Annotated in this window: 9 protein-coding genes; 5 read left to right on the top strand and 4 right to left on the bottom strand. The window is 73.2% G+C overall.

The genetic code is table 11. From position 1 onward, the window contains the following. Window positions 1-74 precede the first annotated feature (74 nt). The 3 genes from ACFWEG_RS25785 to ACFWEG_RS25775 form a co-directional block, all read right to left on the bottom strand. Window positions 75-1,442 (bottom strand): cryptochrome/photolyase family protein, encoded by a 1,368-nt coding sequence (locus ACFWEG_RS25785; RefSeq protein WP_387219605.1) that lies wholly within the window; start codon window positions 1,440-1,442, stop codon window positions 75-77. Between the two features lie 96 nt (window positions 1,443-1,538). Further along, window positions 1,539-2,369, bottom strand: coding sequence for a siderophore-interacting protein (locus ACFWEG_RS25780; RefSeq protein WP_387219603.1), 831 nt, complete (start codon window positions 2,367-2,369; stop codon window positions 1,539-1,541). Between the two features lie 75 nt (window positions 2,370-2,444). Continuing rightward, entirely contained in the window at window positions 2,445-3,350 is a 906-nt protein-coding gene (locus ACFWEG_RS25775) for a 5'-3' exonuclease H3TH domain-containing protein (RefSeq protein ID WP_387219608.1), read from the bottom strand. A gap of 306 nt (window positions 3,351-3,656) precedes the next feature. On the opposite strand from ACFWEG_RS25775, the gene ACFWEG_RS25770 reads away from it, so the two are divergent. From ACFWEG_RS25770 to ACFWEG_RS25760, 3 genes are all read left to right on the top strand, one after another. Further along, the gene (locus ACFWEG_RS25770; protein ID WP_387219600.1) at window positions 3,657-4,826 is read left to right on the top strand and encodes a glycine betaine/L-proline ABC transporter ATP-binding protein; all 1,170 of its coding nucleotides are present in this window, start codon (window positions 3,657-3,659) and stop codon (window positions 4,824-4,826) included. Continuing rightward, window positions 4,819-7,452 (top strand): ABC transporter permease/substrate binding protein, encoded by a 2,634-nt coding sequence (locus ACFWEG_RS25765; protein WP_387219598.1) that lies wholly within the window; start codon window positions 4,819-4,821, stop codon window positions 7,450-7,452. The genes ACFWEG_RS25770 and ACFWEG_RS25765 overlap by 8 nt, the downstream gene beginning before the upstream one ends. A gap of 236 nt (window positions 7,453-7,688) precedes the next feature. Then, window positions 7,689-8,279, top strand: a complete 591-nt coding sequence (locus ACFWEG_RS25760; RefSeq protein ID WP_387219596.1) for a helix-turn-helix domain-containing protein — start codon at window positions 7,689-7,691, stop codon at window positions 8,277-8,279. A gap of 25 nt (window positions 8,280-8,304) precedes the next feature. Here the strand turns inward: ACFWEG_RS25760 and ACFWEG_RS25755 are convergent, their stop codons facing one another. Next, the gene (locus tag ACFWEG_RS25755; RefSeq protein WP_387219594.1) at window positions 8,305-9,429 is read right to left on the bottom strand and encodes a C4-dicarboxylate ABC transporter; all 1,125 of its coding nucleotides are present in this window, start codon (window positions 9,427-9,429) and stop codon (window positions 8,305-8,307) included. A 101-nt stretch (window positions 9,430-9,530) separates the two neighbouring features. Here ACFWEG_RS25755 and ACFWEG_RS25750 point away from each other — a divergent pair, with 101 nt between their 5' ends. Together ACFWEG_RS25750 and ACFWEG_RS25745 are read left to right on the top strand one after the other, a co-directional pair. Then, window positions 9,531-10,493, top strand: coding sequence for a LysR family transcriptional regulator (locus tag ACFWEG_RS25750; RefSeq protein WP_387219592.1), 963 nt, complete (start codon window positions 9,531-9,533; stop codon window positions 10,491-10,493). After that, a complete protein-coding gene (locus ACFWEG_RS25745; protein ID WP_387219590.1) occupies window positions 10,490-10,846 on the top strand; it encodes a hypothetical protein in 357 nt (118 codons plus the stop codon). Before ACFWEG_RS25750 ends, ACFWEG_RS25745 begins: the two co-directional genes overlap by 4 nt. Window positions 10,847-10,879: the final 33 nt, after the last annotated feature.

Here is a 10,879-nt window from a genome sequence, read left to right as displayed (position 1 = left end):
GTCTGTGTTTTTGGCGCGCCGGGGGGGGGGGGGGGGGGCGCGCCGCCCCCCACCGGGCCGTTCCGCGTACCGGGTCAGCCGCGGGCGGCCTCGAACCGCGACCGCGCCTCGGAGAGGTCGACGATCGGGTCCGGGTAGTCCAGCTTCGCCCGCTCGCCCTCGGGCAGCTCCCACGGCTCGTGGACGTACCGCTTGGCCAGGTCCGCCAGCTCGGGCACCCAGCGGCGCACGTAGTCGCCCTGCGGGTCCAGGCGCTTGCCCTGGACGACCGGGTTGAGGACCCGGTTGGGGCGGGTGTCGGTGCCGGTGCCGGCCATCCACTGCCAGTTCATCTGGTTGTTGGCGAGGTCGCCGTCGACGAGCAGGCTCAGGAAGTGGCGGGCGCCGATCCGCCAGTCCGCGTACAGGGTCTTCGTCAGGAAGCTGCCGACGATCAGCCGGCCGCGGTTGTGCATCCACCCCTCGTGGGCGAGCTGCCGCATGGCGGCGTCGACCATCGGGTAGCCGGTGCGGCCCTCCCGCCAGGCGGCGATCTCGCGCTCGTCGGAGCGCCAGCGGTCGTTCTTCGACCGGTAGTCGGCGTGCGCGGCGGTGGGGCGCGCGGCGATGACCTGGTGGTGGAAGTCCCGCCAGGCCAGCTGCCGGACGAAGGCCTCCGCTCCCGCCCCGCCCCGTTCGCGGGCCCGCCGGACCAGTTCGACGGGGGAGAGGCAGCCGAAGTGGATGTAGGGGGAGAGCCGGGAGGTGGCGTCGGCGGCCAGGTCGTCGTGGCCGGTGTCGTAGTCGTCGATCCCGTTGTCCAGCCAGGCCGCGAACCGCCTCCGGGCCTCGGTCTCCCCGCCGGGGGCGAGGGCGGGGGAGAGGTGCTTCGCGGCCGGCCGCTCCGGGAGCGGGTCGCTCGCCAGGTCGGCGGGCACCCGCAGCGTGCGCGGCGCGCCCTCGGGCGTGCGCAGGGTCTCCTTCTCCCACCGGCGCAGGTACGGGGTGAAGACCGCGAAGTGGTCGCGGCCGGTGGGGGTGACCTGACCCGGCGCGATCGTGGTGATGACAGCGTCGTGCACGTGCAGCGTGCACACCTGGCCGGTGAGGCCGTCGAGGGCCTCCCGCAGCCGCTCCTCGCGGCGGTGGGCGTAGCCGCTGACGCCGCCCGAGAGGTGCACCTGGCGGGCTCCGGTCTCGGTGGCGACCTTCACGACCTCGTCGACGACGTCCCCGTGACGGACGATCAACCGGCCGCCGCACGAGCGCAGTTGCTCGTCGAGCGAGCCGAGGCAGTCGGCGAGGAAGGCGAGGCGGTTGGGGGCGGTGAAGCCGGCGTCCTCTATGCCGCGGTCGCGGACGAACAGGGGGACCACGCTGTCCCCGGCGCGCTGGGCCGCGCGCAGGGCGGGGTGGTCGTGGACCCGGAGATCGGAGGTGAAGAGGACTACCGCGACACTCATGGCGGAATCGTCGCACAAGGAGCCAACTGCCCGGGTGAGGCGGCGCTGTTGCGCGTCCTGCGGGGCCCGCACCCCCGCGCTCTCCGGAGACGGTCGCTACGCGGCGGTCTCCTGCTCGGCCTCCACCTGCGCGTTCCAGGTCGACTTCGACGCCTGCCAGCCGTCCTCGTCGTGCCCGAGGCGCCAGTACCCGGAGATCGACAACTGCTCCCGTGGGACGGCCAGTTCGATCCGCAGGTAGCGGCGCAGCTCCTTGACGAAGCCGGCCTCGCCGTGGACGAAGGCGTGCACCTCGCCCGCCGGGAAGGCCGCCTGGCGCACGGCGGACACCAGCGCCGCGCCGACCGGGCGCTCGCCGCGGTGCAGCCAGACGATCCGGTCGTCCACCTTGATCTCGTCCTCGGGGCCCGCGATCTCCACGAAGGCGAGCACGTCGGCGTCGGAGGGGAGCGCGTCGAGTGCGGCGGCGATCGCCGGCAGGGCGCTCTCGTCGCCGGCGAGGAGGTGCCAGTCGGCGTCCGCGGAGGGGGCGTAGGCGCCGCCGGGGCCCAGGAAGCGGATGACGTCGCCCGGCTGCGCGCGCAGCGCCCAGGGGCCGGCGAGGCCCTCGTCGCCGTGGACGACGAAGTCCACCGTCATCTCGCCGGCCTCGGCGTCCCAGGCCCGGACGGTGTACGTGCGGGTCACGGGCCACTGCTCGCGAGGGAGTTCGGCGCGGATGCGGGCGACGTCGAACGGCTCGGGGTAGCCGACGCCGGGCGGCGCGAAGAGCAGCTTGACGTAGTGGTCGGTGCACCCCGCGAGGGTGAAGCCGGCGAGCCCGGGTCCGCCGAGCACCACCCGCTGCAGGTGCGGCGAGAGCCGCTCGGTGCGGACCACCTGGGCCTCGGTCGCCTTCGGTGCCTTGCGCTCGGGTCGCTCTGCCACGCGTTCTCCCCTGATGGCTGCGGTCCGGGGCGCCGCATCCGACCCCGGTAACTTAGGTATGCCTAAGTTACCAGGTCATCCGGCGAGCGTGGCGAGCAGTCGCTGCAGGGAGCCGCCGAGGCCCCACTGCTCCGCCAGCGCGTCGAGCGCGGCCGGGTCGACCGGTTCGCGCGGCAGGGCGGCGTCGAAGGCGGGGAGCGGCACGTCGTCGGCGACCTTGACCACCTTCGGCGCCACGTCCAGGTAGCCGGCCGCCTCCACGATCCGCCGGCGCTGGGTCGGGGTCAGCTTCGAGACGGGGTCGGCGGCCGCGGAGCGGATCCCGGCCAGGTCGCCGTAGGCGTCCAGGAGCTTCGCCGCGGTCTTCTCGCCGATGCCGGGCACGCCCGGCAGGCCGTCGCTCGGGTCGCCGCGCAGCAGGGCGAGGTCCGCGTAGCCGGCGCCGACCACGCCGTACTTCTCCCGCAGCCAGGCCTCGTCGGTCACCTGCAGGGTGCCGACGCCCTTGAGCGGGTAGAGCACGCGCACCCGCCGGGCGTCGTCGACCAGCTGGTAGAGGTCCCGGTCGCCGGTCACGATGTCCACCGGGCCGCCGGCCCGGGCGGTCAGGGTGCCGATCACGTCGTCCGCCTCGTAGCCGTCGGCGCCGATCCGGGCGATGCCGATCGCCCGCAGGGCGTCCTCGATGACCGGGACCTGCGGGGAGAGGGTGTCGGGGGTCTCCTCGACGTCCGGGCCCGCGGCGCTCTCCTCGGCGACCCGGTGCGCCTTGTAGGAGGGGATCAGGTCGACGCGCCACTGCGGACGCCAGTCGTCGTCCCAGCAGGCCACCAGGTCGTCCGGCCGGTGGTCGGCGACGAGGCGGGCGATGAAGTCGAGCAGGCCGCGCACCGCGTTCACCGGGGTGCCGTCGGGGGCCTTCACCGAGTCCGGCACACCGAAGTAGGCGCGGAAGTACAGCGAGGCGGTGTCCAGGAGCATGAGGCGTCGTGTCGTGGTCGTCACACCGCCGATGATGCCGCACCCCACTGACAACGCCCGTGCGCCCCGTCTGTGGCGGGGCAGCCAATCAGAACCGGGCCGCCGACGGAAGCGCCGTCGAACGTGAGCCGGGTCACGGTCGGGTTTGGTCGGGACAAGTGCGGGGAGGAGCGGCCCCGGAACGCAACCCGTTGCATGGTGAACCTATTGAGGTGGCCTGCCGGGGCGTGCGGGCGGAACCCGCGTCGTTCCACGTCCGGCCCGCGGGGGCGGCGGGACGTTTCTCGTACGACCCGAGAGGTGTATGTGTCCAGGCTGCAGGCCGAGCACTTGTACAAGGTGTTCGGCAAAGGACCCGACGACGCGGTGCGCAGGCTCGAAGCCGGCGCCGACCGTGACGAACTACGGGCCGACGGCACGACCGCCGCGGTGATCGACGCCTCCTTCACCGTGGAGCCGGGGCAGATCTTCGTCGTCATGGGACTGTCCGGGTCCGGCAAGTCCACGCTGCTCCGCATGCTCAACGGCCTGCTCGAGCCGACCGCCGGCCAGGTCCTCTTCGACGGGCAGGACCTGACCGCCCTGAGCCCCCGCGACCTGCGCGCGGTCCGCTCGCACAAGATCAGCATGGTCTTCCAGCACTTCGCGCTCTTCCCGCACCGCAGCGTCCTGGACAACGCCGCCTACGGCCTGGAGGTGCAGGGCGTCGCCCGCGCCGAGCGCCGCGAACGCGCCCTGGAGGCACTGGAGCTGGCCGGTCTCAAGGGCTGGGAGGACTCCTGGCCCGACGAGCTGTCCGGCGGCATGCAGCAGCGGGTGGGCCTCGCCCGCGCGCTCGCCACCGACGCCGACCTGCTGCTCATGGACGAGTCCTTCAGCGCGCTCGACCCGCTGATCCGCCGTGACATGCAGGACCAGCTGCTGCACCTGCAGACCAAGCTCAAGAAGACCATCGTGTTCATCACGCACGACCTCAACGAGGCCATGCGGCTCGGCGACCGGATCGCCGTCATGCGCGACGGCCGCATCGTGCAGACCGGCAGCGCCGAGGACATCCTGGTCCGGCCCGCGAACGACTACGTGGCCTCCTTCATCCAGGACGTCGACCGCTCCCGGGTGCTCACCGCGAAGGCCGTCATGTCCGCGCCCGAACCGGGCGCGCAGGAGTGCGACTGCGCGTCCGTCACCGAGGACACCCCGCTGTCCGAGGTGTGCGCGGTCGGCGCCCGGCTCACCCACCCCGTCAACGTCGTCGGCGCGCGCGGCGACGTCGTCGGCGTCGTGCCGCAGGGCCGCCTGATGAGCTTCATCGGCGACGGCGGCGCCGCGCCCGCCGCCCGGCCCGAGCCCGCCGACGGCCCGCTGGCCCGGGCCAGGGCCGCGGTGGCGCGGGCCAAGGCGACCGCGACGGGAAGCACGGCACAGGCCGCCAGAACGGCGGACGAGAAGAACGGCAAGGTGGCGGCGCGTGCCTAGGATCCCCATCGGCGACTGGGTCGACAGCGGTGTCGACTCCCTCCAGCGCCACCTCTCCTGGCTGTTCGACGCGATCACCGCGCTCGTCAACGGCCTCTACGACGGCCTCAACGCCGTCCTGTCCGCCCCCGAGCCGCTGATCCTCGCCGGTATCCTCGCCGTCGTCGCCTGGTGGCTGCGCGGACTGCTCGCCGGCGCCCTCGCCTTCGTCGGATTCGCCTTCATCGACTCGATGGAGCTGTGGTCCGAGGCGATGCTGACGCTGTCGCTCGTCCTGGTCTCCACGCTGGTCGCGATCGTCGTCTCGGTGCCGCTCGGCATCTGGGCGGCCCGCTCCAAGCGGGTCAGCGGGCTACTGCGGCCGCTCCTGGACTTCATGCAGACCATGCCCGGCATGGTCTACCTGCTCCCGGCCGTCATCTTCTTCGGCCTGGGCGCGCCCCCCGGCATCATCGCCACCTTCATCTTCGCGATGCCGCCCGGCGTCCGGATGACCGAACTGGGCATCCGCCAGGTCGACGCGGAACTCGTCGAGGCCGCCGAGGCGTTCGGCACCACCCCGCGCAACACCCTGCTGCGGGTGCAGCTGCCGCTGGCGCTGCCGACCATCATGGCCGGCATCAACCAGGTGATCATGCTGTCGCTGTCCATGGTCGTCATCGCCGGCATGGTCGGTGCGGCCGGCCTCGGCGCCTCCGTCTACGAGGGCATCAGCCAGCTCAACATCGGCCTCGGCTTCGAGGCGGGCATCTCCATCGTCGTCCTGGCGATCTACCTCGACCGGCTCACCAGCGCGCTCGGCCGCCAGGTCTTGCCCGTCGGTCGCCGCGCGCTCGCCAAGGCGAAGGCCCAGACCACCGGCGTCCGGCAGATCTGGACCTACCGTCCGCAGCCCGTCGTCGCCGTCGCCGGTGTCCTGGTACTGGCGCTCCTCGCGGGCGGCATGAGCGTCCTGGGCGGCACGAAGTCCGCCTCCGCCGGCGGCAGCGCCACGGACGTCGGCCACGGCAAGAAGATCTCCCTCGGCTACATCCCCTGGGACGAGGGCATCGCCTCCACCTTCCTCTGGAAGGAGATGCTGGAGCGGCGCGGCTACCAGGTAGACGTCCAGCAGTACGACGCCGGCGCGCTCTACACCGGCATGGCGGGCGGTCAGATCGACGTCCAGACGGACTCGTGGCTGCCGGTCACCCACGCCTCGTACATGAAGAAGTACGGCAGCAAGCTGGAGGACTACGGCGACTGGTACGGACCCACCTCCCTGGAGCTGTCCGTGCCGTCCTACGTCAAGGGCATCGACTCCATGGCCGACCTCAAGGGCCAGGGGAAGAAGTTCAAGGGCAAGATCATCGGCATCGAGCCCGGCGCCGGGATGATGAAGCTCCTCAAGAGCGACGTTTTGAAGAAGTACGGCCTGGAGGGCGAGTACAAGGTCGTCGACGGCTCCACCCCGGCCATGCTCGCGGAGCTCAAGCGCGCGTACGCCAAGAAGGAGCCGATCGTCACCACCCTGTGGTCGCCGCACTGGGCCTACAGCGAGTACGACCTCACCAAGCTCAAGGACCCCAAGGGCACCTGGGGCAAGGGCGACAGGATCCACATGCTGGGCCGCAAGGGCTTCGCCGCCGACAACCCGCTGGTCGCCACGTGGCTCAAGGACTTCTCGATGACCGAGAAGCAGCTCACCGGGCTCGAGGCGGAGATCCAGAAGGTCGACAAGAGCGACCAGCAGGAGGCCGTGAAGACCTGGCTCGACAAGAACAAGAGCCAGTTCGAGAAGTGGGCCCCGCTGCCCAAGGAGTCCAAGTCGCGCAAGAGCGGCAAGGACGAGCGGGACCGCCCCGTCGAGGTCGCCTGGTTCCCCTGGGAGGAGGACATCGCCGCCACCTACCTGTGGAAGGCGGTCCTGGAGGAGCGCGGCTACACGATGAACCTGCGCCAGTTCGAGGTCGGCCCGATGTACACCGCCCTCGCCGACGGCCAGATCGACGTCCAGTTCGACGGCTGGCTGCCGTACACGCAGAAGAAGTACTGGGACAAGTACCGGAGCAAGCTCTCCGACCTCGGCTCCTGGTACGGGCCCACCTCCCTGGAGCTCGCCGTCCCCTCCTACGTCAAGGGCGTCGACTCGCTCGACGACCTCAAGGGGCGTGGGAAGGACTTCAAGGGCCGGATCGTCGGCATCGAGGCCGGCACCGAGACGATGGACATCCTGAAGAACAAGGTCGTCCCCGGCTACGGGCTCGGAAGTGAGTACAAGGTCGTCGACAGCTCCACCCCCGGCATGCTGGCGGAGCTGAAGCGCGCGTACGCCAAGAAGGAGCCCATCGCGGTCATGCTGTGGACCCCGCACTGGGCGTACAACGAGTACGGGCTGACCAAGCTGAAGGACCCCGAGGGGCTCTTCGGCAAGGGCGACCGGATCCACACCGTCGCCAACAAGGACTTCTCCGCGCACTACCCGCGGCTGACGAAGTGGCTCAAGGACTTCCGTCTGAGCGAGAAGCAGCTCGCCGGTCTGGAGAACGAGATCCAGAAGGCCGGCACGGGCAAGGAGGAGGAGGCGGTGAAGACCTGGATGAAGAGGAATCCGGGCATCGCCGACAGGATGGCGCCGCAGAGCTGACGTCGAACCCGTGAGGGGCGGCCCACACCTTCGGGTGTTGGGCCGCCCCTTCGGGCATTTCCGGGCGGAGCCGATCGTTCCCCCTTGCGGGTACCCCGCGGGCGGGCGCCCGGCGGCCCGCCGCCGCGACGGGTCCCGGCAGCTCGTCCACAGGTGGGACGCGTAGCCACCGGATTGCGTAGGGTGCTCGCAGACATGTCACACCGGGGGCCCTTGGCACGGAGGGGAGCGACGCGATGGACGACAAGGAACAGCTCCGGGTCGGGGCCGCCGTCAGGCGCCGGCGCCGGGCCCTGGGTCTCACGCTGTCCGCGCTCGCCGAGCGCAGCGGCCTGTCCGTCCCCTTCCTGAGCCAGGTCGAGAACGAGCGCGCCCGCCCCAGCACGGCCTCCCTCGACAGCATCGCCGCCGCCCTCGACACCACCGCCAAGGACCTCCTGGTCGCCGCGGACGCCGCCCGGACCGTCGACGTGGTCCGCGAGGCCGACCAGGACCCCGAGCCGCAACCGGGCGTCCGCCCGCTGGTCCGCGGCCAGCACCAGATGCACGCCCTCGAGCTCACCGGCGAGTACGACGCGGGCCGCGAGTTCCAGCACCGCAACGACGAGCTGATGTACGTCGTCGAGGGCGCGGCCGAGGTCGAGGCGGAGGGGCGGGTCTACCAGCTCGGCCGGGGCGACACCCTGTACCTCTCCGGCGGGGTGCGGCACCGCTGCCGGACCACGGTGCCGGCCACCCGGGTGCTGCTCGTCGCCGTCGCCGAGCACATCGAGGCGACCGCCACCAAGGCCGCCCACCAGTCCTCGGACGACGCGCCCTGCCGCTGAGCGGACGCCCGGCCCCGTCGTTCGGTCAGCCGGTCGCCGGGAGCAGCGTGCCCCGGTGCAGGCCGCGCACGGTGAGCGCGGCGACCACGGTCCAGGCCGCCACCAGGCCGGCGAACAGCGCGGTCGCGATCCAGCCGAGGGCGGGGAGGCCGGTGTGCCGGGCCAGGCCCGCCGCGCCGGTGACGCAGGTGCCCACGGGGAACGTGAACGCCCACCACGTCATCGCGAACCCCGCCCCGTCCCGCCGGGCCCGTACGACCCGGGCGGCCGCCCCCAGGAGCCAGCCGAGGGCCGCGGCCGTCACCGGGATCCCGTAGGCCACCGCGAGCGTGTCGAAGCGGGCGGCCGCGGTCGCTCCGACGGCGCCGGGCGCGAGGTCCGCGAAGCGGCCGGTCGCCGTCGTCGACTGGCCCAGCGGGCCGAGGACGAGGAAGAGGGACGGGGCGAGCGCGGGAGGGAGCGGAGTCCCCTTCGCGAGCCGTCCGAGCAGGGGGAGCAGCACGAGCAGGGTGCCGGTCAGGCTGAGCGCCGCCGCGCCCACGCAGGTCCACAGCAGCGCCCTCTGCCAGGTCCCGGCGGGCAGCTCCGGGGCGAGGGCCGGGCCCACCGCCGCCGAGACCATCGGCGCGACCACCGGCAGCAGCCACACCGGCGTCACCTCCTCCCGCCGCACCCGCATCCGGGTCGCCATCGCGTACGGCACGGCCACGGCGACCGACAGGGCGAGCACGGTCCCCACGGTCCACAGCGCCGCCCCGAGGGCGACGGCTGCCCGGTGGCCGACGACGGGGGAGCCGACGGTGAGCGTGCCGCCGGCGACGGCCAGCAGGGCCATGGGGAGGCAGCCGAGGAACGGGGCCGCGGCCGGATCGCGCAGGTGGGCGGACGCCTGGTCGCGGTGGTGGCGCCGGTGCGCAACGCGGGCGGTGAGCAGGGCGGCGAGGGCGAGCAGGGACAGCGCCCAGGCGGTGGTGAGGACAACGGTCAGGTGCGGGGGGCGGGCCGGGAGGGCGGCCCCGGCGGGGGCCAGGACGGCGGTGCCCATCACGGCGGCGTACCAGTTCGGGCCGAGGTGGCGCAGGCGGGCGAACGGGCGGGGCGCGGGGCCCGCCGCCGTGATCGGCGGGCGGGGCGGGGCGGCGAGGAGCATGCCTCCACCGTCGGGCCGGACGAGCGCCCTGACCAGCACCCTTGGGGTGATGAGGGCATAAGCTGGGGTTATGGCACGGCGCGGGGAGAGGGGCGGGAGCGATGGCTGACGGCGGAGAGACCTCCGCGGCGCTGGCCCACCGCGTGCCGGACCTGGGCGCGCTGCAGCTGCTGCTCGCCGTGGCCCGGCTCGGCAGCCTCGGCGCGGCGGCCAGGGAGCTCGGCATCAGCCAGCCCGCCGCGAGCAGCCGGGTGCGGTCCATGGAGCGGCAGCTCGGGGTCGCGCTGGTGGACCGCTCGCCGCGCGGCTCCACGCTGACCCCCACCGGGGTGCTCGTCACCGACTGGGCGCGGCGGATCGTCGAGGCGGCCGAGGCGTTCGACGTCGGCGCGCAGGCGCTGCGGGACACGCGCGACTCGCGGCTGCGGGTCGCCGCCAGCATGACCATCGCCGAGTACCTGCTGCCGCGCTGGCTCATCGCCCTGCGCGCGGACTTCCCCGGCACGGCCGTCTCGCTCGCCGCGGGGAACTCGGCGAACGTCGCCGAGCGGCTGCTCGCGGGTGAGGCGGACCTCGGGTTCGTCGAAGGTCTTGAGGTGCCGAGGGGCCTCGACGGGGTGGTCGTCGCGCACGACCGGCTCGTCGTCGTGGTCGCCGCGGGGCATCCCTGGGCGCGGCGCCGCCGTGCGGTCGTGCCCGCGGAGTTGGCCGCGACGCCGCTGGTCCTGCGGGAGCGGGGGTCGGGGACGCGGCAGGTGCTTGAGGCGGCGCTGACGGACGCGGCCGGAGTCGGTGAACTCGCCCCGCCGCTCCTGGAGTTCGCCTCCACCACCGCGCTGAAGGCGGCCGCGGTCGGTGGGGCGGGGCCGTCGGTCCTCAGCGAACTCGCGGTGGGGGAGGAGCTGTCGGACCGGCGGCTCGTCGAAGTGCCGGTCGAAGGGCTGGTGTTGCGGCGGGCGCTGCGGGCGGTGTGGCCGGCGGGGCACCGGCCGGCCGGGCCGGCGCGGGATCTTCTGGCGCGGGCACGTTTGTCCGCGCCGCGATCGGCAACGCGAAGGTCATGACTGCTCAGAACCAGAACAGCTCGGTGACCGAGACCATCGACGAGAAGACCCCCGGGGTCGACGCCCGGACCGCGCGGGAGAAGTCCCAGCAGGCGGCGAAGGCGGCGGGTAACGCGGCGCTGTCGTCGTTCAAGGGTGTCGAGGCGGGGCGCAAGGCGGTCGTGGGGGCGGCGGGGTCCGTCGCGTCCACGGCGAGTGGGGCGTGGACGCAGGTCAAGGAGCGGAAGCCGGTTGCGGCGTCTGCGGGGGCGGGGGTCGCGGCGGCCGTCGTCGCGGCGGCGTTCGCCGCGGGGCGGGCCTCCCAGCGCCGTTCGCACGGCCCGCTCACCCGGGCGACGGGTGGCCGCTGGTAGTCCGCGCGCAGCGCGAGCACATCGGGCCCGGGG

The organism is Streptomyces sp. NPDC060194, assembly GCF_042728285.1.
Taxonomy (GTDB): domain Bacteria; phylum Actinomycetota; class Actinomycetes; order Streptomycetales; family Streptomycetaceae; genus Streptomyces.
The sequence above is the reverse complement of the archived record's forward strand: the minus strand, read 5'-3'. Positions and strand labels throughout refer to the sequence as shown.

Excerpts from the sequence above, each read along its gene's own strand:
- ACFWEG_RS25785 (WP_387219605.1), bottom strand. The coding sequence starts at position 1,442 with ATGAGTGTCGCGGTAGTCCTCTTCACCTCCGATCTCCGGGTCCACGAC.
- ACFWEG_RS25775 (WP_387219608.1), bottom strand. The coding sequence starts at position 3,350 with ATGCTCCTGGACACCGCCTCGCTGTACTTCCGCGCCTACTTCGGTGTG.
- ACFWEG_RS25760 (WP_387219596.1), top strand. The coding sequence starts at position 7,689 with ATGGACGACAAGGAACAGCTCCGGGTCGGGGCCGCCGTCAGGCGCCGG.
- ACFWEG_RS25755 (WP_387219594.1), bottom strand. The coding sequence starts at position 9,429 with ATGCTCCTCGCCGCCCCGCCCCGCCCGCCGATCACGGCGGCGGGCCCC.
- ACFWEG_RS25750 (WP_387219592.1), top strand. The coding sequence starts at position 9,531 with ATGGCTGACGGCGGAGAGACCTCCGCGGCGCTGGCCCACCGCGTGCCG.
- ACFWEG_RS25745 (WP_387219590.1), top strand. The coding sequence starts at position 10,490 with ATGACTGCTCAGAACCAGAACAGCTCGGTGACCGAGACCATCGACGAG.